Here is a 23645-nt window from a genome sequence, read left to right on the forward strand (position 1 = left end):
CGCGGCGGCATGGCGTTCAGCGCAGACGAGCTGCGTGTGCTCAAAGGCGCCCTCGCCATCGCCCTGAAGACCGACCACGCCGGCGCCTCCGAGCTGCAGGACTGCCTGCGCCTCGCGTACAGCCTCGACGAAGCGGTGCGCGAGTCGGAACGGCTGCGCGCCTTCCTGCTCGACGATCTGGCCCGGTACCGCCAGGCGCTCCCCGGCTCCACCAGCGGCTACCTCGAACTTCTCGCGGACGCCCTGGCCGCCGGTTACCGCCCCGTCCCCGACGACCTCGCCGCGCTGCGCGCCCTGCGCGGCAACCCCCGCGCGGCCGCCCTGCTCGACCGCTGCCGCACTCTCGCGGAGGCCTCCGTGCGCGCCAAGCTCTCCGGCCGTACGGTCCCCGTCTCGCGCACCCGTCTGCTCGCTCTGCCCGGCGGGCGCGCGGCCGACGAGCCCGCGAGCCGCCCGCAGCCGGCGCGCCCCGCGCCCCCGCGTCCGGTGCCCACCCCGGCCGAGGTCTTCCCGCCCAAGCGCCGCCCGGCGCCCGACCCCTCACCGCAGAAGCGCGCGGCGGGCTGACTACTCTGGGGGGCATGGACTACGTCTCCGCACTCCTGCCCCCCGTAGTGATGGCCGTCTTCTTCGGCGCGGTCATCAGGGTCATCGTGAAGACTCAGGGCGGCGACAAGAAGGCCAAGGAGGACGCCGCCGTGGATGCGGCGATCGCCCGCGCCGAGGCCGCCCGCCAGGCGTCGCCGCACGCGGCCGAGGCCCCCAAGGCCTGAGCGCCGCACCTTCTCCACAGAGGTTTCGCGTACGGCTCGGAAATCCCCTTCGAGCCGTGCGCCCTTTTTGTTCCCAATAGGCGGGCCGTAACGGACATCTCCCACTATTGTTCAGGTGTGCCTCGCCCCCTGGGAGAACTCGAAGACGCGGTCATGACGCGGGTGTGGAAGTGGAACCGCCCGGTGACCGTTCGAGAGGTTCTGGAAGATCTTCAGCAGGAACGGTCCATCGCGTACACAACCGTGATGACCGTTTTGGACAATCTCCATCAGAAGGGCTGGGTCCGCAGAGAAGCGGAAGGCCGCGCCTATCGATATGAGGCGGTCTCCACACGCGCCGCCTACTCGGCCGCTCTCATGAACGAGGCCTGGTCGCAGAGCGACAACCCGGCCGCCGCTCTCGTCGCCTTCTTCGGCATGATGTCTCCGGAGCAGCGCGAGGCCCTCAGCGATGCGGTGCGCATGGTGCAGGGGCCGGACAACCCCCCGTCGGGCGAAGGCACCCAAGGGCGATAGCGTCCGGACATGTCCGCAGCACTTCCCGAACGGCAAGAGCCGGCGAAAGCCGTCACCATCCGGCGTGCCCGTACCGCCGATGTCCCCGCAGTGCGTGAGCTCCTCGACTCCTACGCACACCGCGGCATCCTCCTCGACAAAGCGACGGTGACGCTTTATGAGGACATCCAGGAGTTCTGGGTGGCGGAACGTGATGACAACGCGAAGGTTGTCGGCTGCGGCGCCCTGCATGTGATGTGGGAAGACCTCGCGGAAGTCCGCACCCTCGCGGTGAACGGTGAGGTCAAGGGCGCGGGAGTGGGTCATCAACTCCTGGCGAAGTTGCTGCAGACCGCGCGCTGGCTGGGAGTGCGCCGGGTTTTCTGTCTCACCTTCGAAGTCGACTTCTTCGCGAAGCACGGTTTCGTGGAGATCGGCGAGACTCCGGTCGACGGCGATGTGTACAGCGAGCTGCTGCGGTCCGCGGACGAAGGCGTCGCGGAGTTCCTCGGTCTCGAACGAGTGAAACCGAACACCTTGGGCAACAGCCGGATGCTTCTGCATCTGTGAGGTTTTTCGGCTTCCGCCGCCGAGCACTCTTCCCGTGACCGCACTTGAAGCGGTGGCTATGTCCGAAACGCGCATGTTTCAAGGGTGCTTGGGCCCTGGGCTTCTCTGGGGGGTTTGTGTTTTCCCGGCAAAAGCGGTTTGCTTTCGGGCGTACTCCAAATGCAGTGCAGTTATCGATGAAAGGAAATCCGGTGGCACAGAAGGTTCAGGTCCTTCTTGTCGACGACCTCGACGGCGGCGAGGCCGACGAGACCGTGACGTTCGCGCTGGACGGCAAGACGTACGAGATCGACCTCACCACCGCCAACGCGGACAAGCTCCGCGACGCTCTCGCACCGTTCGTGCAGGGCGGCCGTCGCACCGGTGGCCGGGCCTCGGGTGCGCGCGGCAAGGCGCGCGCCGCGACGGTCGGCGGCGAGGACACCGCCGCGATCCGCGCGTGGGCCAAGGAGAACGGTTACGAGGTCAAGCCGCGCGGCCGCGTCCCCCAGGACATCCGCGAGGCCTACCAGAAGGCCAACGGCTGAGTCGTCGCACTCAGCAGCCGGGCCCGGTGGCATTCATTCGCCGCCGCGTCCACGAGGCGTACGAGATGGGGGCCTGCGGCGCCGGCCCCGAGAGTGGTGAGGGCCGGCAGTGTCGGCTCCACCTCGCATCCCGGCTCGGGGGGCCGCAGCCATACGGCGGCTCCCCTGGGGCCCGCCATCGCGGGCGGCAGGGGCGCGTCGATCAGACCTCCCGCGCCCACGGCCCGCAGATCATGGGCGAGTGCGCCCCACTCGAGCCAGTCGAGCAGCCCGGGCAGCTCCTCGGCGCTGCCCGCGGCGACCAGGAACCGCAGGGTGTTCCCCTGCAGAGCCACCGGTCCTGTGCCCTGGTCGCCGAGCCGCTCGCACACCGCGTATCCCGCGGCGGCCGGCATGTCGAGCACGTCGAACCGCAGCCCCGCGCGCAGCCGCACCTGCGCCCCGGGCACGACGGCCCAGCCCAGCTCCTCCTCGTACCACCGCTGAATGCGGGTGCCCATGAGGGGGCGGCGGGGGAGCGGGACGCGGGGCGGCGCCGTGGCGGGGACCATGCCAGGAGCAACTCCCGGGAACCGTCCGGGGTTACGCAGCGTTCAGAGTCGTGTACGGAAGGTTCCCGCCGCCCGGTCGTCAAGGCCCTCGCAAGGGCGCAAGGGTGTTCGCCCGTAGCGGAGGGAACCGGGGTGCGCCGCATGGAGTGTCAGTCCCAACGGGTAAGACATTCCTAGTGAGGAGGGGCGACACGCACCGCGAGGCCGTCTCCCGTTCGCCATCGGCGTACTGGAGGAAGGGGTAACTGCCTGGCCTGCGGGAACATCGTCTCGCACCATCGGGTTGGAGCAGTTGTCGGCTCTCGGGGCAGAAAAGCCCCCGAGGTTCTGGGCCGGGTGTCGGCAGTTGGAATGAGCGGTCCCCGCTTGCGGGACTAAGCTGCGGAAGGACAGGGAGGGGACCGACCCCTAACTGCCTGACCGCTCTGAGGAGCGATTAACGATGTTCGAGAGGTTCACCGACCGCGCGCGGCGGGTTGTCGTCCTGGCTCAGGAAGAAGCCCGGATGCTCAACCACAACTACATCGGCACCGAGCACATCCTCCTGGGCCTGATCCACGAGGGTGAGGGTGTCGCCGCTAAGGCCCTGGAGAGCCTCGGGATTTCGCTCGAGGCGGTCCGCCAGCAGGTGGAGGAGATCATCGGGCAGGGGCAGCAGGCCCCGTCCGGGCACATCCCCTTCACCCCTCGTGCCAAGAAGGTCCTGGAGCTCTCGCTCCGCGAGGCCCTTCAGCTGGGCCACAACTACATCGGCACGGAGCACATCCTGCTCGGCCTGATCCGTGAGGGCGAGGGCGTCGCCGCCCAGGTCCTGGTCAAGCTGGGTGCAGACCTCAACCGGGTGCGGCAGCAGGTCATCCAGCTGCTCTCCGGTTACCAGGGCAAGGAGACCGCCACCGCCGGCGGCCCCGCCGAGGGCACGCCCTCGACGTCCCTCGTCCTGGACCAGTTCGGCCGCAACCTCACGCAGGCCGCGCGCGAATCCAAGCTCGACCCGGTCATCGGGCGCGAGAAGGAGATCGAGCGCGTCATGCAGGTCCTGTCGCGCCGTACCAAGAACAACCCGGTCCTGATCGGTGAGCCCGGCGTCGGCAAGACCGCCGTCGTCGAGGGCCTCGCCCAGGCCATCGTCAAGGGCGAGGTGCCCGAGACCCTCAAGGACAAGCACCTCTACACCCTCGACCTCGGTGCGCTCGTCGCCGGTTCCCGCTACCGCGGTGACTTCGAGGAGCGCCTGAAGAAGGTCCTCAAGGAGATCCGCACCCGCGGCGACATCATCCTGTTCATCGACGAGCTCCACACGCTGGTCGGTGCGGGTGCCGCCGAAGGTGCCATCGACGCGGCCTCGATCCTCAAGCCCATGCTGGCGCGAGGCGAGCTGCAGACCATCGGTGCGACCACGCTGGACGAGTACCGCAAGTACCTGGAGAAGGACGCGGCCCTTGAGCGCCGCTTCCAGCCGATCCAGGTCGCGGAGCCGTCGCTGCCGCACACGATCGAGATCCTCAAGGGTCTGCGCGACCGGTACGAGGCCCACCACCGTGTCTCCATCACGGACGAGGCGCTCGTGCAGGCCGCCACGCTGGCCGACCGGTACATCTCGGACCGCTTCCTGCCGGACAAGGCGATCGACCTGATCGACGAGGCCGGCTCCCGGATGCGTATCCGCCGGATGACCGCGCCGCCGGACCTCCGCGAGTTCGACGAGAAGATCGCGGGCGTGCGCCGCGACAAGGAGTCGGCCATCGACTCCCAGGACTTCGAGAAGGCAGCTTCGCTCCGCGACAAGGAGAAGCAGCTGCTCGCCGCGAAGGCCAAGCGCGAGAAGGAGTGGAAGGCCGGCGACATGGACGTCGTGGCCGAGGTTGACGGCGAGCTGATCGCCGAGGTCCTCGCGACCGCCACGGGCATCCCGGTCTTCAAGCTGACCGAGGAGGAGTCCTCGCGTCTGCTGCGCATGGAGGACGAGCTGCACAAGCGCGTCATCGGCCAGACCGATGCCGTCAAGGCGCTCTCCAAGGCGATCCGTCGTACGCGTGCGGGTCTGAAGGACCCGAAGCGCCCCGGTGGCTCGTTCATCTTCGCCGGCCCGTCCGGTGTCGGTAAGACCGAGCTGTCCAAGGCGCTCGCCGAGTTCCTCTTCGGCGACGAGGACGCGATGATCTCCCTCGACATGTCGGAGTTCAGCGAGAAGCACACCGTCTCGCGGCTCTTCGGCTCGCCTCCCGGCTATGTCGGATACGAAGAGGGCGGCCAGCTGACCGAGAAGGTCCGCCGCAAGCCGTTCTCCGTCGTGCTCTTCGACGAGGTCGAGAAGGCGCACCCGGACATCTTCAACTCGCTGCTGCAGATCCTGGAGGACGGTCGCCTGACCGACTCCCAGGGCCGCGTCGTGGACTTCAAGAACACGGTCATCATCATGACGACCAACCTTGGAACCCGTGACATCTCCAAGGGCTTCAACCTTGGCTTCGCGGCGCAGGGCGACACGAAGACCAACTACGAGCGCATGAAGAACAAGGTCTCGGACGAGCTCAAGCAGCACTTCCGGCCCGAGTTCCTCAACCGTGTCGACGACGTCGTCGTCTTCCCGCAGCTCAGCCAGGCCGACATCCTCCAGATCGTCGACCTGATGATCGCGAAGGTGGACGAGCGCCTGAAGGACCGGGACATGGGCATCGAGCTCTCCCAGTCCGCCAAGGAGCTGCTCGCGAAGAAGGGGTACGACCCGGTTCTCGGAGCGCGTCCGCTGCGTCGCACGATCCAGCGCGAGGTCGAGGACAGCCTGTCGGAGAAGATCCTCTTCGGCGAGCTGCGCCCCGGTCACATCGTGGTCGTGGACACGGAGGGCGAGGGCGACGAGAAGACCTTCACCTTCCGGGGTGAGGAGAAGTCGGCTCTGCCGGATGTTCCGCCGATCGAGTCGGCTGCGGGTGGGTCGGGTCCGAACCTGACGAAGGACGCGTAAGCGGCCGGTAGTTCAGCTCTGTACGGAGGGGCGGCCCTCGGGACCTTTGGTTCCGGGGGCCGCCTCTTTTGTAGCCGGTGGTGTCATGTCTGGCGGCTGGGGCGTGGGGTGAAGGTGAGCTTGATGTGGGCGGGGAGGGCATCGGCGTGCCGGACTTTGAAGGTGTCCATCACGTGGACGGTTTTCAAGGTGGGGCAGTCCACCAAGGGGGCCAGGTCGATTTCGGAGGCGCCGGACACGTGAAAGTTGCGCAGGGCGGGCAGCGGCTCAGCCAGGGCGCGGGTGTCCACGGGGAGCAGATCGCCTTTGACGAAAACACTCTCGACTTTCTGCAAGGAGACGCCACTGGCGGTGAGAGAGACCAACTCGCGGCTGTTGACGCTCACATACTTGAGCGCACTGAGCTGTGCGAGGACGTGCCAGTCCTTGGCGTCCAGGTCGGTTTCGAGATCGAGGCCGACCTGATTGAGTTGGGGGAATTCCCGCAGGGGAGCAAGTCCCGGTGTGTCGACGGGCGGGAAGATGCATTCCAGTGGGGCTTCCCGCGAGAGGTCGGCCAGATCGCGCGCGGCTGTGAGTGTGCGCAGACTGACGACTTTCAGCGCACGGAGGGTTCGGAGCGCACCGGAGTCCTGAACCGGAGTCTCAGAGACGACGAGATTCTCCAGCGGCAGTCCACGTAGCGGCTCCAGGGACGTGACCGCGGGGCAGCCATGGAGCGAGAGCTGGCGCAGGTCCGGAAAGTGGCTGAGGAACTCAAGACCTTCCAGGACCGAGTTCTCGGCGAGCCGGAGTCGGTGGATGGGCATGGCTCCGAGATGGCCGACGATTTGGTCAGCCGTGAAGTCACCCACACACGCCACGTTGCTGTGGCCCCCGAGGTCGAGCAGTGCTGTCAGCTCGGCGGTGGACCGGACAGTGATCGCCACGTCCACCCGATGACGCAGCCCGTCGATGATCTCTGCGGCATGGCTGTCCGTGTCGAAGTTCGCCCAGTGCTGGGCGAGTTGGAACAGCACACTCACGTCCTCGCTGCTCCGGTACTTGACCATGCACGCCTGGGCGGCGTCCCCGCCGATGAGGCCGGCGGTTCGGACGACGTACGGGGCGAGGGCCGGGTCCGGAAGCTGTGCGGGCCCGGGAAGCAACTCCAGGACGATCGGTCCGAGTGCGGCCAGCTCCATGCACTCCTCGTGGTTGTACGGAGGGATCAGCCGCCCCGCCCGCTCCTCCACCTCCGCCCGCACCCGAGGATCCAGCTTCGGCGCGTGCTCCAGGCAGGCCATGGCGAGGAGGTGGAGACGGATGCAGTGCTCGGGCTCCCTGTCGCCGCGCTCGACCAGGCCCCGGAGGAGACGGGCCCTCTCGTCGGGCCGGGCGTGGGCGACGGCCATCCGCAGGACGTCCTCCCACTGGTCCAAGTGCGCCTGGCCGAGCAGGAGATCGAAGTCGCGCTCCTCCACCGCGGCACGCGCGCCCAGGTAGTCCTGGAAGGTGCGGTGGACGAACTGGATGGAGTCCGTGGCGGGTTCGAGCAGCAGGCCTGAGCGGTTGAGGAGGTGACGCAGCACGGTATCCGCGTCGCCTTGCTGTGCCACGTACGGCATGGCGGGGAGCAGGCGCTCCAGCTGGGCGAGCGCGTCTGCCCTGTCCATGGCCGAACGGCCGTTGCGGATGAGCCAGTACGCGAGTTTCTGGAGCAGTTCGGTCTGGGATTCCTCGTCGAGGTCCAGGCCCGCGTGGGCCATGTCGCGCTCGCGGTCGCGGCGTTCGAGGAGCATGGAGAGTGCGGCGTCGTACAGGGCCTTGCGCCCGCGGGGCAGGAAGCCTCGGCGTTCGCGGTGCAGGGCGCAGATCAGGGCGCACATCAGGGGGTTGGTGGCCAGGCGGCTCAGGTCCTGCTTGGTGCGTATCGAGTCCAGGAGCGTGGCTGCGAGTGCCGGATCCGCGCCTGCGGCCGCGTGCCAGCGTTCCACGAAGACCGCGAGGTTCTCGCGGCTCATCGGCATGAGCGTCAGCTCGGTGAAGTGCTCGGTGCCGAGCCAGTCCTGGCGTACGGCGGAAGGGCGGGAGGTCACCACACAGAGGTTGTCGGGGTAGGCGGCCAGCAGGTCGGTGAGCCAACCGCGCGCGCGGGTCCGTTCCTGTTCGGGGACCTCGTCCATCCCGTCGATGAGGAGCAGGCCCCGGCCCGCCGCCAGGACGCGGTCCGCCCAGCCCTGCGGCTGGGCGCCCGTGAGTGGGGAGCCGACGGCCTTCAGGAAGTCGGCGGGTGTGGGCAGGTGCGCGCCCTTGCGGGTGAGGGTGCGCAGGGGCAGGACGAACGGGACGCGTCCGATGAGGCGGGCGAGTGCGCCCGTGAGGCGGTCCTGGCGGGCCGTTGTCACCGCGAGCCACTGGACGAGGGTCGTCTTGCCGGAGCCGGCGTGGCCGCGCAGCAGGATGCGGGCGTGGCCGGACAACGCCTGGTCGACGGGTTGGGCGACGGACTGGGTGACCGGCTGCGACCAGTCGCCCATGATGGCTTCGGCGCCGTCCATGGCCGCGAGGGCGGTCTGGTGGTTGGCCTGGAGGCTCAAGTAGGCGGTGTCCAGGGGCCACTGACGGTTCTCGGTGAGATCGATTCCGTAGATCGTCAGGCAGCCGTGCCGCTTGGCGATATAGGTCGCGTACCGCTCCTCGAACCCCGCGTCGATCGCCGACTGGGAGCCCAGGCGCTCGATGAGGACGTCCGTGCGCTCGATCAGCTCCCGCAGCTGTCGGCTCTGCTCGACCAGCGTGCGCGCGACGAACGGGGAGCGCTGGGTGAAGAAGTGCAGGATGTTGAGGCAGGCGCTGTCCACGAGGCGGGAGTAGAGGTCTGTCGCGTCCTGGCTGAGGTGCGTGACCAGGCGCTCTCCTCCGGACTCGACACGGAGGCGGCGGGCCAGGGCCTCGTGGCCGAGATGCACGGCCTGTACGTCATCGAGGTCCAGGTCGCCCAGCGCGTACAGCGTGCGTTCGAGGACGTCGGCCACCGCGTCCAGTTCGTCCGGGGCGTTCCGGCCGCCTGTCCGCCGCACCAACTCCCGTACGAGCCGCTTCAGTTCCTCGGGGCCGAGTGTGCGCTGCTCGCCCTTGAAGGTGACCAGGGATGACACCCGTACCGGCTTCTCCGTGAGAGCCGCGCCCGGCCCCGGCTGCGCGAAGAGCTTGCGGACGAGTGGCGCCACCGCGCTCGATGCGACACGGATCCCCACCATTACCGGATCGACCATGAAACGAGCGTAGGGCCAACGTGCCTGCGGTGACGGGGAGTTGGTGCCTGCCGTCAGGTCTCCGTCTTGCCGTGCCGTTCCCGTCCGGGGAACCCGCCCGCGTACAGCAGCGCATAGCAGCCCGGGATCAGCGCCGCCCCGCGCCCGACGTTCTTCGCGCGGTACTCACGCGGCGTGAGACCCGTCTGCTGCTTGAAGCGGGTGGAGAACGTGCCCAGGCTGCTGAAGCCCACCAGCATGCAGATCTCCGTGACCGACAGATTCGCCGTGCGGAGCATCTCCTCGGCCCGCTCGATCCGCCGCCGCGACAGGTACTGGCCCGGTGTCTCCCCGTACACGGCCTTGAAGGCCCGTACGAAATGGAAGCGCGAGTAGCCGGCGTGGGCGGCCACCGTGTCCAGGTCCAGATCGGGGTCCGACCAGTCGCGGTCCATCGCGTCCTTGGCCAGCCGGAGCCGGCGCAGATGGACCAGGTGCGGTGTCACGGGCGTGGCGTCCGCAGACGAGCCCGGGGACGGTTCCATGCCTTCGATGCTGGCACGCGGCACTGACAACGGCCGCGCACCGGCCTCCGCGGACGGCAGGACAGCCGGACGGCGGGACGACAGGACTGCACGACAGCCGGACAGCAGCACAGCACGAAGCCCCCGGCGACCGCGGGTCACCGAGGGCTTCGTAGGCCGGGCTGGGGCCAGGGGATCAGACGGTCTCCGCTACGGCCGCCTTCTCCCGAGTGTCCCGAGGAGCGTCCCCACCCTCCCTGGAAGCCTCGGCCGGCTTGGGGCCCGCCCCCTTCAGCGGGATCTCCTTGACGAAGAAGGCCGCGATCAGCGCGATCACCGTGATGGCCGCGCCGAGCAGGAAGGCGATGTGGGTGCCGGAGGACACCGCGTACTCGTAGGCCTCACGGGCCTGCACCGGCAGGCCCTTCAGCTGCTCCGGGGTGAGCTGCGCGTTCTGCAGGCCCTCGGCGCCGCGCGAGGTCATCTCGTGCAGCACGCGGTTGTTGAACAGAGCGCCCATGATCGCCACACCGAAGGAGCTGCCGAGCGTACGGAACAGGGTGGCCGAGGAGGACGCGACGCCCATGTCCTTCAGCTCCACGCTGTTCTGCGCCACGAGCATCGTGATCTGCATCAGGAAGCCCATACCGGCGCCGAGCACCGCCATGTAGACACCGGAGGTGAGCTGCGAGGTGCCCACGCCCATCGTCGACAGGAGGAACATGCCGACGATCATCAGGACGCCGCCGATGACGGGGAAGATCTTGTACTTGCCGGTGTTGGTGGTGATCCGGCCGACGACCAGCGAGACGACCATCATCGAGAGCAGCATCGGCAGGAGCAGCAGGCCGGAGTTGGTGGCCGAGGCGCCCTGGACGGACTGCTGGTAGAGCGGCAGGAACAGCGTCGCGCCGAACATCACGAAGCCGACCAGGAAGCCGATGACGGCCATCAGGGAGAAGTTGCGGCTGCGGAAGATGTGCAGCGGCAGGATCGGCTCGGCCGCCTTGGTCTGCCAGCCGATGAAGGCCGCAAGGGAGACGACGCCGAGCACGGCGAGGCCGATGATCTGCGAGGAGCCCCAGGCGTACTCCGTACCGCCCCAGGTCGTGACCAGCACGATCGAGGTGATGCCGACGGTCAGGAGCGCGGCGCCGAGGTAGTCGATACGCGCCTTGGAGCGCTTCTTCGGCAGGTGCAGCACGGCGGTGACGGCGATCAGCGCGACGATGCCGAGCGGGATGTTGATGTAGAAGGTCCAGCGCCAGTTCAGGTGGTCGGTGATCACACCGCCGACCAGCGGGCCGCCGATCATGGCGAGCGCCATGACGCCGGCCATCATGCCCTGGTACTTGCCGCGCTCACGCGGCGGAATCAGATCGCCGATGATCGCCATGACGCCGACCATCAGGCCGCCGGCGCCCAGGCCCTGGATGGCGCGGAAGCCGATCAGCTGGCCCATGTCCTGGGCCATTCCGGAGAGCCCGGAGCCGATCAGGAAGATCACGATGGACGTGAGGAAGGTGCCCTTCCGCCCGTACATGTCGCCGAGCTTGCCCCAGATGGGGGTCGATGCGGCGGTGGCGAGCGTGTACGCGGTGACCACCCACGAGAGGTGCTCGAGACCGCCGAGCTCGCCGACGATGGTCGGCATCGCGGTGCCGATGATCATGTTGTCCAGCATCGCGAGCAACATCGCGATCATCAGGGCACCGAGCACGACGCGCACGCTGCGCTGCTTGGGTTCCTTCTCTGCCATGTCCTGCGGGGGTATCCCCGCCGCTGTCTGGGCCGCCATCCCCATCACTTCCTCGGCTCCCGGCACTTACTTGCCGCCCGGCTAGTTCGCTACGATGTGAAGGTAGCCGGGAAACTAGCCGGGCGTCAAGTAAGTTTGGATCCACCCTTGGACCCAGGGCCAACAGGACCCCGGGAGTAGGCAGGAGAGAGCCATGAGCAGCAGCACGCGGCAGCCCCGCAGGGGCGACACCCGTAAGCGCATCCAGGACGTCGCGCTGGAGCTCTTCGCCGAGCAGGGGTACGAGAAGACCTCGCTGCGCGAGATCGCCGAGCGTCTGGAAGTGACCAAGGCGGCGCTCTACTACCACTTCAAGACCAAGGAAGACATCCTGATCAGCGTCTTCGAGGACCGCACGCGGCCCATCAGGGAGCTGGTGGAGTGGGCCGAGGGGCAGCCGCACGGCCTGGAGACCAAGAAGGAAGTCCTCAACCGCTACAGCGAGATCGTGATGGACGCGGGCCCGATCTTCCGCTTCATGCAGGAGAACCAGGCGACGGTACGGGAGCTGAGCATCGGCGAGATGTTCAAGGACCGGATCTTCGAGCTGATGGCCATCCTCAAGGAGCCCGACGCGCCGCTCGCCGACCAGGTGCGCTGCATCAGCGCGCTGATCACGATGCACGCGGGCAACTTCCACCTCCAGGACGCCGAAGGCGACCCCGAGGAGAAGCGTGCCGCTGTCCTCGAGGTCGCCATCGATCTCGTCACCCAGGCCCATGCGGGGCAGGGCGGGAAGTAGTTCAGTTGTCGCTCTCGCGAGCGGTCAGACCTTCACGCCGAGCGAGCGCAGGTAGTTGACCGGGTTGATCGCGGAGCCGTAGTTCGGCGTCGTACGGATCTCGAAGTGCAGGTGCGGGCCGCTGGAGTTGCCCGTGTTGCCCGAGAGCGCGATCTGCTGGCCGGTGTTCACGTGCTGGCCGATACGCACCTGGATCTTGGACAGGTGGGCGTACTGCGAGTACTTGCCGTTGTCGTGCTTGATCACGATGGCGTTGCCGTACGCGGGGCCGTCACCGGCGCCGTTCGGGCCCGCCTTGACGACCGTGCCGGCGTGCACGGCGTCGACCGGGGTGCCGATCGGCACCGCGAAGTCCTGGCCGGAGTGCTTGTGGGCCCACATGCCGCCGCCCATGCCGAAGCTGGCGGACAGGGTGTAGTGCTGGACCGGGTCCTCCCAGCCGGCGGCCTTCTTGGCCGCGGCCTGCTGGGCGGAGGCCGCGGTCACCTGGGTGGAAACCTGCCCGGCGTTGCCGGCCGCCTCGTCCGCTGCCATCGCGACCCCTGCTCCGAGCAGCGAGGTCGCTGCGAGCCCGGCGGTCACCACTGCGGCGGTGGCGCGGGCGCGGGTGCTGAGCAGGGGGCGGGTTATGTGGGACTTGGCGGACTTCGACATCGGCGTTTCCTCCAGGGGGCTTCGCTCGCTCGGGGGGACGAGAACGTCGCCTGACATGAACGGACCCGGTCGCGAAGGCCTCGATGAGGACCGCACGGCCGGGGTGGCCATCCCTTGGTAACCCGACCGGGCACCCCCGCCCAAACCGCCCATCTACTACGCAACCTCGTAAACCAGGCGAAGGCTGCTCGACCCTTGACGTGTTGCAGTCGGCCGACGATCAGGTCACCGGATTTCTTCACGTTCTTTGCGGTATGAGCGTTTAGCCGCACTTCGCGGGGGCGGGCGAGGCGAGATTCGGGCCTCCCGGACTTGGTCATGGGCAAATGGGACAAAAGACCCGAGGGTTGCGAGGCGAAAGTCCCGAGCTCGGAGCCCCGGCGAACAACTAATCCGGGTAGTACCGGACAAATCGCCTGTGCGTCATGTCACGAGGGGGTGGATCGCATTGAGACCTGGGTCACCGGATTCGGCGCCGCAATTCTGAAGAAGTACGGGCAGGGGGTCGCTGCCTACGGTGAGAGGGCGGCCACGGAAGGCAGCCACCACGACGAACGAGGAGCCCGGCCATGATCAAGGGACTCGCCATCAGCACGGTCTGGACGCTCGACCAGGAGCGGACCAGGAAGTTCTTCACCGAGAAGCTCGGCTTCGAGGTGCGCACCGACCTGGAGATGGGGGACATGCGCTGGGTCACGGTGGGCGCCAAGGACCAGCCCGATGTCGAGCTGGCCTTGATGCGCCCCGACGGGCCCGGCGCCGACGCGGAGACCGCCAAGGCGCTCGTCCAGCTGGTCGCCAAGGGCGCGATCGGGGCCGGCGCGTTCACCACCGACGACTGCCGGCGCGACTATGCGGAGTTCAAGGCGAAGGGCGTCGAGTTCCTCCAGGAGCCCCAGGAGCGCCCGTACGGCATCGAGGCGACCTTCCGCGACGACAACGGCAACTGGTACTCGCTGACCGAGCGCAACGAGGAGCTGGACTTCTCGAAGTCCTGGGGGTGAGAGCGCCCCCCCACGTCCCGGGGCTGACGGCGCCCCGCCCCGGGAGCACTACTTCTGCGGCGGCAGCTGCAGGATCGGAAAGCTCCCCGTGTTCGTCGGCGCGTGCTCCGGCAGCCACAGCACGGCCACCGCACCCTCGACGGGACCGTTCTCGGTGCCCACGTTGCGGAACGTCAGGCGGGCGCCGAGCACCCGGGCCTGGCCCGCCGCGATGGTGAGGCCCAGACCGTGGCCGTGTCCGGCGCGGTCGCTGCTGCCCGTACGGAAGCGGCTCGGGCCGTCCGCGAGCAGCTCGGGCGGGAAGCCCGTGCCGTGGTCGCGGACCCGGATCACCCGGCCCTCGACGAAGACCTCGATGGGCGGCTTGCCGTGCTTGGAGGCGTTGGCCAGGAGATTGCCGATGATCCGCTCCAGACGGCGGGGGTCCGTGGTGACCTCCGACTCGTGCAGGACCTGGACCGTGACGTCCGGATACGCGATCCCCACGCGCCGCCGCACGAACTCGCCGAGCATCAGATCCTGCAGCTCGGCCCGCTCGGAGGCCCCGTCGAGACGGGCCACCTCCAGGACGTCCTCGACCAGGGTGCGCAGCGCCTGCGCGCGGTCCTTGACCAGCTCGCTGGGGCGTCCCGGCGGCAAGAGCTCGGCCGCGGTGAGCAGGCCCGTCACCGGGGTGCGCAGCTCGTGGGCGATATCGGCGGTGACGCGGCGCTCGGCCTCGTACCGCTGCTTGAGCGCGTCGGCCATCGCGTCCACCGCGCTGGCCAGATCGTCCGCCTCGTCGCGTACGACACCGCCGATGGCGTCCCGTACGCGCACTTCGGTCTGTCCCTGGGCCACCTTGTTCGCGGCCGTGGCCGCCTTGCGCAGCCGGCCCGAGAACTGGCCGCCGATGAGCACGCCGAGCGCGCTGCCGCCGAAGACGACCGCGATCGAGCCGATGATCAGCGCCTGGTCGAGATCGCTCATGATGCTGGCGCTGCGGTCGGTGAACTTGCTGTGCAGCGACAGGACGTGCCCGTCGCCGACGGGCGTCGCGGCCCAGATGTCGGGCGGCCCCTCGGCGTTCTCCTGTACGTAGGTGGCGCGCCGGCCCGCCGCCGCCTTCGCCTTCAGCTCGGCGGGCAGCGCGGGATCGTCGAGCCGGGTGCCGAACTGGGTGCGCTTGGTCGAGTCGTAGATCCGCTGCGCGAACACGATCCGCTCGTCCTGCACATCGCGCGCGTTGTCCAGCATCGAAGCCTTCGCCGCGTTGTGCACGACCAGCGAGAGCGTGATCGCGACCAGTGCCCCCACCAGGGCGATCGCGGCGCTCAGCTTCCAGCGCAGACCGGTGCGCAGACCGTGCCTGAGCCGCGAGGTCAGCGCGGCGAACCCGGCGCCGCGCGGTGAGCCGGCGGCAGGAATCCGGCTCGTTCCGGGGGCCGGCCTGCGTGCCGCCCCCCGAGCCCCCGTACGGCTCATCCCTTGAGCTTGTAGCCGAAGCCGCGGACCGTCTCGATCCGGTCCTGGCCGATCTTCGTCCGCAGCCGCTGCACATGGACGTCCACGACGCGGGTGTCGCCGCCCCAGCCGTAGTCCCAGACGCGCTCCAGGAGCTTGTCGCGGGACAGGACGGTGCCGGGCGCGTGCGAGAACTCCAGGAGCAGCCGCATCTCGGTCGGGGTCAGGGCGACCGTCTCGCCGGACTTGCGGACCTCCATGCCCTCGGTGTCGATCTCCAGATCGCCGAAGGTCAGGACGCCGGTGCCCGCTCCGACCGCCTCTTCGTCACCCGGGGAGGACGGGCCGCCCGCGTGCCCGAAGCGGCGCAGGACCGCGCGGATACGGGCCACCAGGACCGCGCCGTCGAACGGCTTGGTCACGTAGTCGTCGGCACCCGCTTCGAGGCCGAGCACCACGTCGATGGAGTCGGCGCGCGCGGACAGCATGATCACGGGCACGGTGGACTCGTCGCGGATACGGCGGCACAGCGAGACCCCGTCGAGGCCCGGCACCATCACGTCGAGCAGCGCGATGTCGGGCCGCTCGGCGCGGAAGGCCTCCAGGCCCGAGAGTCCGTCGGGCATCGCGGTGACCTGGAAGCCGTCGCGCTCAAGGGCGAGCTGTGTGGCCTCGCGGATGACATCGTCGTCCTCGACGAACAGGACGCGCGTCTTGCTCTGATCGGCCATCGCCTGCTCTCAGTTCTCCTCGGGCGCGGCCGCGGCGTCCGGGCCGTTCACCGCGCTGCTGTAGTCGTTGTGCATCCGGTCCGTCTCCACGAACCGGCCGTCCTTCCAGCGGTACGTGATGACGTCCTCGCTGGAGGGCAGGGCCACCGGGTCGCCCGCGTCGTACAACTGCTGGTAGACGATCAGGTCGCCACGGTTCATCTCCGCATAGACCGGTGGTTCTTCGGCCTTGAAGACATTCTGGTACTTCCTGCCCTCGGCGCGATAGACGTAACTGCCCATTCCGATGCCATCGCCGCAGGTCATCACGTTGACCATGATGTCTTCGGACGATCCCCCGGTCAGGTTGCCGTAGGAGACATCGACCGGATACGTGTCCTCGAAGCAGGGCTTCAGATCGGCCCGCACCCGGGCGTTCACGGTCGGGTCGTCCTTCACCAGGGCGACCGCCTGCACCTGTGTGAGCCGGGTGCCCTTCAGGGACGGCGAGGGCGAGGGGGACACGGTGGCCTTGGGCGTGGCATCGCCGACCCGGGCCGCGCCCTCGTCGCGGGTGCCGCCGGCGCCGGTGCCGCAGGCCGTGAGGGCCACCACGCAAAGCGCGAGGGCGGCGAGCCCGGCCGATGCCGCGCCCCCCGCCATGCGCCTGGGGTTCCGTTCGCCCGGTGGTGCCGCCGGGCTGCTGCCGCCGTTCAGGCCGCGCAACGCTCCTGCTCCTCACGCTCCAGGAACCGGCCGTCGAGATCCCGGCTCTCCAGCTCCTGGCGCAGTCGGGCCAGCGCGCGGTGCAGCGTGCTCTTGACGGTGCCGGCGGACATGCCGAGCGCCTCCGCGGTCTCCTCGGTGGACATCTGCTCCCAGTGTCGCAGCACGACCACGCTGCGCTGCTTGGGGGCGAGCACCTTCAGGACGTCCATCAGGAGCGCGCGGTCCGCGTGCTGCTCGGTGGAGTCCTCGACGCTGGCGTCCGGCAGCTGCTCGGTGGGGACTTCCTCGATACGGCGGGCCCGCCACCACTCCGTACGGGTGTTGATCATGACGCGGCGCAGGTAGGCGTCCGCGAGGCGCTTGTCGGCTATGCCGTCCCAGCGGTGGAACGTACGGACCAGGGCGGTCTGCAGCAGGTCCTGCGCGTCGACCGGGTCGGGGACCAGGCGGCGGGCGCTGCGCAGCAGGGCGTCCTGCCGGGTGCGTACGTACTCTTCGAACTCGAGCACCTCGCCGTGCGCCATATCCAACCGCCTCCGTCCACCGTCATGACCGCGAGCGTTCGCTCCCGGAAGAAGTTCGTGCGATGCGGAACGTGATCTCTCGTTGTTCCGTCTTCGACGCTACGGAGGCGGTGTAACGGCATTTCGCGATGCAGCCTTCGGCGGGCGCACGGCTGGCCCTCGGTTGTGTAACAGAAGTAACGCGGGGTTAAGCAAGCGGACTGATTGCGCCTTGTTTGCGCCGGTCAGGGATGGTTTCAGGGGCACATAAAGACTCGGCTTCCCCCGGTTTGCGCACCGCCCGTGGGAGGATCCCTCCGTCATGACTGCGACCGCGCTCACCTCCGCCCCAAGCCCCGACCACCCCGGCACCGAAGCGGATGTCCTGCACACCCGCGTCATCGCCTGGTTCGACACCCACGCCCGCGACCTGCCCTGGCGACGGCCCGAGGCCGGCCCCTGGGGCGTGATGGTCAGCGAGTTCATGCTGCAGCAGACGCCCGTGAACCGGGTCCTGCCGGTGTACGAGCAGTGGCTGGCCCGCTGGCCGCGCCCCGCCGACCTCGCCAAGGAGGCGCCGGGCGAGGCCGTCCGCGCCTGGGGCCGGCTCGGCTACCCGCGCCGCGCCCTTCGCCTGCACGGCGCTGCCGTCGCCATAACGGAGCGGCACGGCGGCGACGTACCGACCAAGCACGCCCAGCTGCTCGCGCTGCCCGGCATCGGCGAGTACACCGCGGCGGCCGTCGCCTCCTTCGCGTACGGGCAGCGGCATGCGGTCCTCGACACGAACGTGCGCCGGGTCTTCGCCCGCGCCGTCACCGGTGTGCGCTACCCGCCGAACGCCACCACCGCCGCCGAGCGCAAGCTCGCCCGGATGCTGCTCCCCGAGGAGGAGCGGACGGCCGCGCAGTGGGCCGCCGCCTCCATGGAGCTGGGCGCGCTGGTGTGCACCGCCAAGAACGAGGACTGCGGGGCCTGCCCCATCGCCGCGCAGTGCGCCTGGCGCCTCGCGGGCAAGCCCGAGCACCAGGGGCCGCCGCGCCGCGGCCAGACCTACGCGGGCACCGACCGCCAGGTCCGCGGCAAGCTGCTCGCCGTCCTGCGCGAGGCCGTGGCACCCGTGCCGCAGGCCGTGCTGGATGCGGTGTGGGAGGAGCCGGTGCAGCGGGCGCGGGCGCTCGACGGGCTGGTGGCGGACGGTCTGGTGGAGCCGATCGAGGGTGGGCTGTACCGGCTTCCGGTGGGCTGACCCGCGCCTGGTCGCGAAGACCTGACGATCGACAGGTGTGGAGCAGGTGCCTCCGCTTGTAGCGTCGACCGGCGTGGCCCCTGTCGTACGACGTGTTCTCAAAGACGCCCTGCTCTGGGCCCTCCTCGCCGTACCCGCGGTGGGCGCGGACCGCATCGGGCTCAACGAGCCGCGCGCACCCTGGCAGGAGCTGGCCGGTCTTGCCGTGCTGGCGCTCGCGGTCGCCCTGCACCGGGCGCGCCCGCTCCTCGCGTTCCTGGCCGTCGCCGCGCTCGGCCTGGTCGCCTCGCCGGCCCTGTTCACCGTCTCGTACGGGCCCGCCCTTGCCGTCTTCGCCCTGCTGCTCGGTGCGCGCAGCGGCGGCGGGCGCCCGGTGCTCGTGTCCTTCGCCGGGATCGCCGTCGCGGGGACGGTGCGGATTCTCGTACGGGATGTGGATCCGGCTCCGGAGTGGCTGGTACTGCTCGCGACGCTGCTGTTCGCGGGCTGTTTCCCGTGGCTCGTCGGGCGCTACTGGCGGCAGCGGGCCGCGCTGGTGAGCTCCGCGCTCGCCCGCGCCGAGCAGCTGGAGCGCGAGCAGCTGATCGTGGCCGACCGGGCGCGGCTGCGCGAACGCGCCCGGATCGCCCAGGACATGCACGATTCGCTCGGCCACGAGCTGAGCCTGCTCGCCCTGCGCGCGGGCGCGCTCCAGCTCGACCCCGGGCTCGACGAGCGGCACCGCGCGGCCGCCGCCGAACTGCGCGGCGCCGCGGCCGATGCCACCGACCGGCTGCGCGAGATCATCGGGCTGCTTCGCGAGGAGGGTGACGAGAGTGCACCGCTCGTGCCGGCGGGGGAGACGGTCGAGGCGCTGGTGGAGCGGGCCGGGACCTCGGGGCTCGATGTCCGGCTGCACACCGAAGGCAAGCTCGGTGGCGCGCGGCGCGATGTGCTGTGCGAGCGGATCGTGCACCGCGTCGTCCAGGAGGCGCTGACCAATGCCGTGAAGTACGCGCCGGGCGCCGCGGTCCGCGTGGATCTCGTACGCGACGCGGCGGGCGCGACCGTGACCGTCACCGACGAGGGGGCGCCCGACGCGCCCCGCGGAGAGGGCGGCACCGGCCTGATCGGGCTGCGCGAGCGGGTGCTCGACGAGGGCGGGAACTTCCACGCGGGCCCGTACGGCGAAGGCTTCCGGGTGCACGCCTGGCTGCCCGCAGAGCGGCTGCCCCGCCTGGACGCGCCGCACCCGCAGGCCCAGGTGCTCGTCGGCCTGCGCCGCCGCACCCTGCTGTCCTTCGCCGCCGCGGGCGCCGCCGGTGTGCTGCTCGTCGCGGGCACCTTCGCCTGGTACGCGTACAGCAAGACGCACTCCGTCCTGAGACCCGCCGACTACGCGCGCCTGGATACCGGGATGAGCGAGGCGGATGTACGGAAGGTCCTGCCCGAGCGGGATGTGGCCGATCCGCCGGACGACCGCGCGCCCGAGCCGCCCGCAGGGGCCGACTGCCACTACTACCGTGCGAGCGGCCAACTCTTCGTCTCCGTCGAGCACTTCAGGCTGTGCTTCGAGGACGGCCGGCTCGTCGCCAAGGACGCGGTGCCGGCCGCGGGAAAGGACCGTGAGTGATCCGCGTACTGCTTGCCGATGACGAGGCCATGATCCGGGCGGGCGTACGGGCCATCCTCGCCCTCGCCCCCGATATAGAGGTGATCGCCGAGGCCGCCGACGGGCGCGAGGCCGTCGAGGCGGTGCGCGCGCACCGGCCGGATGTCGCGCTGCTCGACATCCGGATGCCGCGGCTCGACGGGCTCGGGGCGGCGGAGGAGATCGCCCGGACCGTGCCGCAGACGGCCGTCGCCATGCTGACGACCTTCTCCGAGGACGCCTATGTCGCCCGCGCCCTGACCGGCGGCGCGACCGGCTTCCTCCTGAAGTCCGGCGACCCGGCCGAACTCCTCGCCGGGGTAAGGGCGGTGGCCTCCGGCGCGGCCTTCCTCTCGCCGAAGGTCGCACGGCAGGTCATCGAGGGATACGGGGGCGAACGCCTGAGCCGCTCGGCCGCGGCGTGCGAGCGCACCCGGGCGCTGTCCCCGCGTGAGCGCGAGGTGCTCGCGCTGGTCGGGGCGGGCCTGTCGAACCCGGAGATCGCGGCGGAGCTGCATCTGGTCGAGGGCACGGTGAAGGCGTATGTGAGCGCGGTTCTCGACCGGTTGGAGGTCAGGAACCGCGTCCAGGCGGCGATCGTCGCGTACGAGGCGGGACTTGTGGGCTCCGGCGATTCCTAGCTAGCGGACGGCCGCGTAGGCGTGCGCCGCGGGGCCCGGGCCCACGCACCAGCGCACCGCCGCGTTCGACGAGGCACGCATCGCCGTGACCAGGCGGATCAGGGGCGGCGGCAGGAGCCGTACGACGAGGAACGCGACCAAGGCGCCGAGCGCCAGGCCCACCGCCACGTCGAAGGGGTAGTGCACACCGACGAACACCCGCGAGAACGCCATGAGCAGGGCCAGTGGCAGCGTCAGCCAGGCCATGCCGCGCCAGATCAGCGCGAGCGCGACGGCCGAGGCGCCGGCGATCGTGGCGTGGTTGCTGGGGAACGACCAGTCGCCGTGCGGCGGGCACTTGGCGAGCGAGGTGACCGCTCCGGCCACGGCCCGGCACGGTCGCTCCTCGTCGACCACCGACTTCAGGAGCTCGCTGGCCACGTACGCCAGCGCGGTGGCGAGCGGGGCGAGCACCGCGACGGCCAGCGCCAGGGAGTCCCCGCGCCGCGCCCGCCACCATGCGGCGACGAACAGCGCGCCGAAGAGCAGCAGTCCGAGCTCGGTCCACACCTCGAATATGTGCTGCAGCCAGGCAGGCGCGTCGTGAGCGAAGCCGGTGATGTCGCGGTAGAGCCCGGAGGTGTCGACGGGGGGTGCGGAGGCCGTCGTGAGTGAGGTGGTCGCTTCCATGATCTAGAACGTACGGAGTGCGGGGTAAGGCCCGCATCCGGCGATCGGCCACAGCCGCACCTGACGATCGTCAGGGGTGCGGGGCGGGGACCAAGGGCCCGGGTCCAACGGCCCGCCGTCGGCCGCAAAGAACCCATACCGCCCGGCGAACCCCCGTTCCCGGAATGATGATCCGGAAAAGTTGGGTTCCGTGGCGGCGGGTGGGGCCTGAGTTGGGCACGATCTCTCGTACAGTTTGCGCCGTGGGATCTCTGCGCAATCCGGTCGGGCCGCTTCCCTCCTCCATCTACTGGCGACGGAGGGCGGCGCTGCTGACCGTGCTCGGGTTGCTGACGCTGCTCATCGTGTGGGCCGTCACGTCCGGCGGCGGAGGGGGCAACGGGGGCGACGCCAACGGCAAGAACCCCGCGCCCTCCATCACCCCCGGCCCCGACGGCTCGGGTCCCGCGATCAGCGAACGACCGGGCGGGCGCGACGAGTCGGGCGACTCCACGGGCGCGGACTCGGGCGGCGGCTCCGGCGAGGACGGCGGTACGGGGGAGGACTCCGGCGGTACGGACGGGGCGAACGGCACGGGCGGCGACGGTGATTCCGGTGGGGCGGGCGGCTCCGCGGGCTCCGGGTCCGGGGTCGGTTCGAGCGCGGGGTCGGGGTCCGGCGAGCAGCTTCCCGCCGGCTCCTCGATCCCCAACTGCCGTGCCTCCGACCTCGAGTTGACGATCGAGAGCGCGAAGAACCGCTACGAGCCGGGCGAGAAGCCCAAGGTCGAGATCGTCGCGAAGAACTCCGCGTCCGCCGACTGCAAGGTCGACCTCGGCCCGAAGGAACTGGTCGTCACGATCACCAAGGCCGGCGACGACTCCCCGTACTGGAAGTCCGCCGACTGCCCGGCCACCGCCGGCAGCCTGCTCTACCGCGTCCCCGGCAACAGCGCCATCACGTACACCCTGAACTGGGACCGCAAGCCGAGCGAGGCCAACTGCGCCTCGCCGGCGCCGGGTTCGGCCTCTCCCGGTACGTACCTGGTCGAGGCGAAGGGCGAGGGGACGGGGACGCTGCGGGCGTCGTTCGTGCTTGACGAGGCGTGAGGCCTGGGCGGTGCGTAACCCTCTCGGGCCGCGCACCTACACGTACCGCTCCAGAATCGAACTCTCCGCCAGCCGCGAGAGCCCCTCGCGCACCGAGCGGGCGCGGGCCTCGCCCACGCCGTCGACCGTCTGCAGATCGTCCACACTCGCCGCGAGCAGCTTCTGCAGTCCGCCGAAGTGCTCCACGAGCCGGTCGATGATCGCGCCGGGCAGCCGCGGCACCTTCGCCAGGAGCCGGTAACCGCGCGGCGACACCGCCGAGTCCAGGGCTTCCGGCGAGCCGGTGTAGCCCAACGCCCGTGCCACGACGGGCAGTTCGAGCAGCTCGGTGTGCGAGAGGGCGTCCAGCTCGGACAGCGCCTCGTCCACGGTGCGCGAGCGCTTGGCGGTCGGCTCCGGCACGTAATCCCGTACGACGAGCTCGCGCTCGGGCTCGACGCCCGCGATCAGCTCGTCCAGCTGCAGCGCGAGCAGCCGGCCGTCGGTGCCCAGCTCCACCACGTACTCGGCGATCTCGGTGGCGATCCGGCGCACCATCTCCAGGCGCTGGGCCACGGCCGAGACATCGCGGACCGTCACCAGGTCCTCGATCTCCAGGGCGGAGAGCGTGCCGGCCACCTCGTCGAGGCGGAGCTTGTAGCGCTCCAGGGTCGCGAGGGCCTGGTTGGCGCGGGACAGGATCGCGGCCGAGTCCTCCAGGACGCGGCGCTGCCCGTCCACGTACAGGGCGATCAGCCGCATCGACTGCGAGACCGAGACGACCGGGAAGCCGACCTGCTTGGAGACGCGGTCGGCGGTGCGGTGCCGGGTGCCGGTCTCCTCGGTGGGGATCGTGGGATCCGGCACCAACTGGACGCCGGCGCGCAGGATCTTCGACAGATCGGAGCTGACCACGATGCCGCCGTCGAGCTTGCACAGCTCGCGCAGCCGCGTGGCCGTGAACTCGACATCCAAGACGAATCCACCCGTGCACATCGACTCGACCGTCTTGTCGGAGCCGAGCACGATGAGCCCGCCCGTATTGCCGCGCAGAATGCGCTCCAGGCCGTCGCGCAGCGCCTGGCCGGGCGCGACCGCGCTCAGCGCGGCGCGCATCAGGCCTTCGGCGCCGACGCCCGAGCCGCCCGTCCTGCTCGGAGCC

At 69.8% G+C, this 23645-nt stretch carries 23 protein-coding genes; 12 read left to right on the forward strand and 11 right to left on the reverse strand.

Annotated elements, in window-relative coordinates; translation table 11 throughout:
* The first annotated feature begins 9 nt into the window (after nt 1-9).
* The 5 genes from H9Y04_RS35970 to H9Y04_RS35990 all read left to right on the forward strand — a co-directional run bounded on the left by H9Y04_RS35970 (nt 10) and on the right by H9Y04_RS35990 (nt 2365).
* A complete protein-coding gene (locus tag H9Y04_RS35970; RefSeq protein ID WP_187818423.1) occupies nt 10-567 on the forward strand; it encodes a hypothetical protein in 558 nt (185 codons plus the stop codon).
* 14 nt (nt 568-581) lie between these two features.
* Complete coding sequence (locus tag H9Y04_RS35975) at nt 582-773, forward strand: hypothetical protein (RefSeq protein WP_187818381.1); 192 nt, start codon at nt 582-584, stop codon at nt 771-773.
* A gap of 117 nt (nt 774-890) precedes the next feature.
* Nucleotides 891-1289, forward strand: coding sequence for a BlaI/MecI/CopY family transcriptional regulator (locus H9Y04_RS35980; RefSeq protein WP_187818382.1), 399 nt, complete (start codon nt 891-893; stop codon nt 1287-1289).
* Between the two features lie 9 nt (nt 1290-1298).
* Nucleotides 1299-1838 (forward strand): amino-acid N-acetyltransferase, encoded by a 540-nt coding sequence (locus tag H9Y04_RS35985; protein ID WP_187818383.1) that lies wholly within the window; start codon nt 1299-1301, stop codon nt 1836-1838.
* Nucleotides 1839-2029: 191 nt separating this feature from the next.
* A complete protein-coding gene (locus tag H9Y04_RS35990; RefSeq protein WP_187818384.1) occupies nt 2030-2365 on the forward strand; it encodes a histone-like nucleoid-structuring protein Lsr2 in 336 nt (111 codons plus the stop codon).
* Here the strand turns inward: H9Y04_RS35990 and H9Y04_RS35995 are convergent.
* Nucleotides 2344-2916 (reverse strand): SCO3374 family protein, encoded by a 573-nt coding sequence (locus tag H9Y04_RS35995; RefSeq protein ID WP_236071889.1) that lies wholly within the window; start codon nt 2914-2916, stop codon nt 2344-2346. The genes H9Y04_RS35990 and H9Y04_RS35995 overlap by 22 nt on opposite strands.
* A 442-nt stretch (nt 2917-3358) precedes the next feature.
* Between H9Y04_RS35995 and H9Y04_RS36000 the strand changes: the two genes are divergently transcribed.
* Nucleotides 3359-5884 carry an ATP-dependent Clp protease ATP-binding subunit gene (locus H9Y04_RS36000; protein ID WP_187818385.1) on the forward strand — a complete coding sequence of 842 codons (2526 nt, stop codon included), beginning with the start codon at nt 3359-3361 and terminating at the stop codon, nt 5882-5884.
* Between the two features lie 83 nt (nt 5885-5967).
* Here H9Y04_RS36000 and H9Y04_RS36005 read toward each other — a convergent pair whose 3' ends face one another.
* From H9Y04_RS36005 to H9Y04_RS36015, 3 genes are all read right to left on the reverse strand, one after another.
* Nucleotides 5968-9141, reverse strand: a complete 3174-nt coding sequence (locus tag H9Y04_RS36005; protein ID WP_187818386.1) for an NACHT domain-containing protein — start codon at nt 9139-9141, stop codon at nt 5968-5970.
* 53 nt (nt 9142-9194) lie between these two features.
* Nucleotides 9195-9665, reverse strand: a complete 471-nt coding sequence (locus tag H9Y04_RS36010) for a helix-turn-helix transcriptional regulator (RefSeq protein ID WP_187818387.1) — start codon at nt 9663-9665, stop codon at nt 9195-9197.
* A gap of 175 nt (nt 9666-9840) precedes the next feature.
* Entirely contained in the window at nt 9841-11442 is a 1602-nt protein-coding gene (locus tag H9Y04_RS36015; protein WP_438818195.1) for an MDR family MFS transporter, read from the reverse strand.
* 154 nt (nt 11443-11596) lie between these two features.
* Between H9Y04_RS36015 and H9Y04_RS36020 the strand changes: the two genes are divergently transcribed.
* Nucleotides 11597-12184, forward strand: coding sequence for a TetR/AcrR family transcriptional regulator (locus tag H9Y04_RS36020; RefSeq protein WP_187818389.1), 588 nt, complete (start codon nt 11597-11599; stop codon nt 12182-12184).
* 24 nt (nt 12185-12208) lie between these two features.
* On the opposite strand, the gene H9Y04_RS36025 is transcribed toward H9Y04_RS36020, so the two are convergent.
* On the reverse strand, nt 12209-12838 hold the full coding sequence (locus H9Y04_RS36025; RefSeq protein WP_187818390.1) for a M23 family metallopeptidase: 630 nt from the start codon (nt 12836-12838) through the stop codon (nt 12209-12211).
* Between the two features lie 569 nt (nt 12839-13407).
* Between H9Y04_RS36025 and H9Y04_RS36030 the strand changes: the two genes are divergently transcribed.
* Nucleotides 13408-13842 carry a VOC family protein gene (locus H9Y04_RS36030; protein ID WP_187818391.1) on the forward strand — a complete coding sequence of 145 codons (435 nt, stop codon included), beginning with the start codon at nt 13408-13410 and terminating at the stop codon, nt 13840-13842.
* A 48-nt stretch (nt 13843-13890) separates the two neighbouring features.
* Here H9Y04_RS36030 and cseC read toward each other — a convergent pair whose 3' ends face one another.
* From cseC to H9Y04_RS36050, 4 genes are read right to left on the reverse strand one after another with little or no spacing between them, the layout of a single operon-like run.
* On the reverse strand, nt 13891-15306 hold the full coding sequence (gene cseC / locus H9Y04_RS36035; RefSeq protein WP_187818392.1) for a two-component system sensor histidine kinase CseC: 1416 nt from the start codon (nt 15304-15306) through the stop codon (nt 13891-13893).
* Nucleotides 15303-16016: a two-component system response regulator CseB gene (cseB, locus tag H9Y04_RS36040; RefSeq protein ID WP_187818393.1), complete on the reverse strand. Its 714-nt coding sequence runs from the start codon at nt 16014-16016 to the stop codon at nt 15303-15305. The genes cseC and cseB overlap by 4 nt, the downstream gene beginning before the upstream one ends.
* A gap of 9 nt (nt 16017-16025) precedes the next feature.
* Nucleotides 16026-16658, reverse strand: a complete 633-nt coding sequence (locus H9Y04_RS36045) for a hypothetical protein (RefSeq protein ID WP_187818394.1) — start codon at nt 16656-16658, stop codon at nt 16026-16028.
* A 50-nt stretch (nt 16659-16708) separates the two neighbouring features.
* Nucleotides 16709-17248: a SigE family RNA polymerase sigma factor gene (locus H9Y04_RS36050; protein WP_187818395.1), complete on the reverse strand. Its 540-nt coding sequence runs from the start codon at nt 17246-17248 to the stop codon at nt 16709-16711.
* 301 nt (nt 17249-17549) lie between these two features.
* On the opposite strand from H9Y04_RS36050, the gene H9Y04_RS36055 reads away from it, so the two are divergent.
* Genes H9Y04_RS36055 through H9Y04_RS36065 form a run of 3 tightly spaced genes read left to right on the forward strand, consistent with a single transcriptional unit; the run spans nt 17550 to nt 20747 of the window.
* Complete coding sequence (locus tag H9Y04_RS36055) at nt 17550-18476, forward strand: iron-sulfur binding domain-containing protein (RefSeq protein ID WP_236071890.1); 927 nt, start codon at nt 17550-17552, stop codon at nt 18474-18476.
* Between the two features lie 46 nt (nt 18477-18522).
* Nucleotides 18523-20088, forward strand: coding sequence for a sensor histidine kinase (locus H9Y04_RS36060; RefSeq protein ID WP_308801581.1), 1566 nt, complete (start codon nt 18523-18525; stop codon nt 20086-20088).
* Nucleotides 20085-20747, forward strand: coding sequence for a response regulator transcription factor (locus H9Y04_RS36065; RefSeq protein ID WP_187818396.1), 663 nt, complete (start codon nt 20085-20087; stop codon nt 20745-20747). Before H9Y04_RS36060 ends, H9Y04_RS36065 begins: the two co-directional genes overlap by 4 nt.
* Here H9Y04_RS36065 and H9Y04_RS36070 read toward each other — a convergent pair whose 3' ends face one another.
* The gene (locus H9Y04_RS36070) at nt 20748-21416 is read right to left on the reverse strand and encodes a phosphatase PAP2 family protein (protein WP_187818397.1); all 669 of its coding nucleotides are present in this window, start codon (nt 21414-21416) and stop codon (nt 20748-20750) included.
* A 242-nt stretch (nt 21417-21658) separates the two neighbouring features.
* On the opposite strand from H9Y04_RS36070, the gene H9Y04_RS36075 reads away from it, so the two are divergent.
* Nucleotides 21659-22504: a hypothetical protein gene (locus H9Y04_RS36075; protein ID WP_187818398.1), complete on the forward strand. Its 846-nt coding sequence runs from the start codon at nt 21659-21661 to the stop codon at nt 22502-22504.
* Nucleotides 22505-22540: 36 nt separating this feature from the next.
* Here the strand turns inward: H9Y04_RS36075 and disA are convergent, their stop codons facing one another.
* The gene (disA, locus tag H9Y04_RS36080; RefSeq protein ID WP_052581401.1) at nt 22541-23599 is read right to left on the reverse strand and encodes a DNA integrity scanning diadenylate cyclase DisA; all 1059 of its coding nucleotides are present in this window, start codon (nt 23597-23599) and stop codon (nt 22541-22543) included.
* Nucleotides 23600-23645 lie beyond the last annotated feature (46 nt).

Source organism: Streptomyces polyasparticus, from assembly GCF_014493765.1.
GTDB lineage: Bacteria > Actinomycetota > Actinomycetes > Streptomycetales > Streptomycetaceae > Streptomyces > Streptomyces polyasparticus.

What these genes read in the sequence shown, in the direction of transcription:
- H9Y04_RS36000 (WP_187818385.1), top strand. Translation starts at nt 3,359, where the DNA reads ATGTTCGAGAGGTTCACCGACCGCGCGCGGCGGGTTGTCGTCCTGGCT.
- H9Y04_RS36070 (WP_187818397.1), bottom strand. Translation starts at nt 21,416, where the DNA reads ATGGAAGCGACCACCTCACTCACGACGGCCTCCGCACCCCCCGTCGAC.
- H9Y04_RS36020 (WP_187818389.1), top strand. Translation starts at nt 11,597, where the DNA reads ATGAGCAGCAGCACGCGGCAGCCCCGCAGGGGCGACACCCGTAAGCGC.
- disA (WP_052581401.1), bottom strand. Translation starts at nt 23,599, where the DNA reads ATGCGCGCCGCGCTGAGCGCGGTCGCGCCCGGCCAGGCGCTGCGCGAC.
- H9Y04_RS35970 (WP_187818423.1), top strand. Translation starts at nt 10, where the DNA reads ATGGCGTTCAGCGCAGACGAGCTGCGTGTGCTCAAAGGCGCCCTCGCC.
- cseB (WP_187818393.1), bottom strand. Translation starts at nt 16,016, where the DNA reads ATGGCCGATCAGAGCAAGACGCGCGTCCTGTTCGTCGAGGACGACGAT.
- H9Y04_RS36050 (WP_187818395.1), bottom strand. Translation starts at nt 17,248, where the DNA reads ATGGCGCACGGCGAGGTGCTCGAGTTCGAAGAGTACGTACGCACCCGG.
- H9Y04_RS36015 (WP_438818195.1), bottom strand. Translation starts at nt 11,442, where the DNA reads ATGGCGGCCCAGACAGCGGCGGGGATACCCCCGCAGGACATGGCAGAG.
- H9Y04_RS36045 (WP_187818394.1), bottom strand. Translation starts at nt 16,658, where the DNA reads ATGGCGGGGGGCGCGGCATCGGCCGGGCTCGCCGCCCTCGCGCTTTGC.
- H9Y04_RS36025 (WP_187818390.1), bottom strand. Translation starts at nt 12,838, where the DNA reads ATGTCGAAGTCCGCCAAGTCCCACATAACCCGCCCCCTGCTCAGCACC.
- H9Y04_RS36055 (WP_236071890.1), top strand. Translation starts at nt 17,550, where the DNA reads ATGACTGCGACCGCGCTCACCTCCGCCCCAAGCCCCGACCACCCCGGC.
- H9Y04_RS36030 (WP_187818391.1), top strand. Translation starts at nt 13,408, where the DNA reads ATGATCAAGGGACTCGCCATCAGCACGGTCTGGACGCTCGACCAGGAG.
- cseC (WP_187818392.1), bottom strand. Translation starts at nt 15,306, where the DNA reads ATGAGCCGTACGGGGGCTCGGGGGGCGGCACGCAGGCCGGCCCCCGGA.
- H9Y04_RS35985 (WP_187818383.1), top strand. Translation starts at nt 1,299, where the DNA reads ATGTCCGCAGCACTTCCCGAACGGCAAGAGCCGGCGAAAGCCGTCACC.
- H9Y04_RS35995 (WP_236071889.1), bottom strand. Translation starts at nt 2,916, where the DNA reads ATGGTCCCCGCCACGGCGCCGCCCCGCGTCCCGCTCCCCCGCCGCCCC.
- H9Y04_RS36005 (WP_187818386.1), bottom strand. Translation starts at nt 9,141, where the DNA reads ATGGTCGATCCGGTAATGGTGGGGATCCGTGTCGCATCGAGCGCGGTG.
- H9Y04_RS36010 (WP_187818387.1), bottom strand. Translation starts at nt 9,665, where the DNA reads ATGGAACCGTCCCCGGGCTCGTCTGCGGACGCCACGCCCGTGACACCG.
- H9Y04_RS35975 (WP_187818381.1), top strand. Translation starts at nt 582, where the DNA reads ATGGACTACGTCTCCGCACTCCTGCCCCCCGTAGTGATGGCCGTCTTC.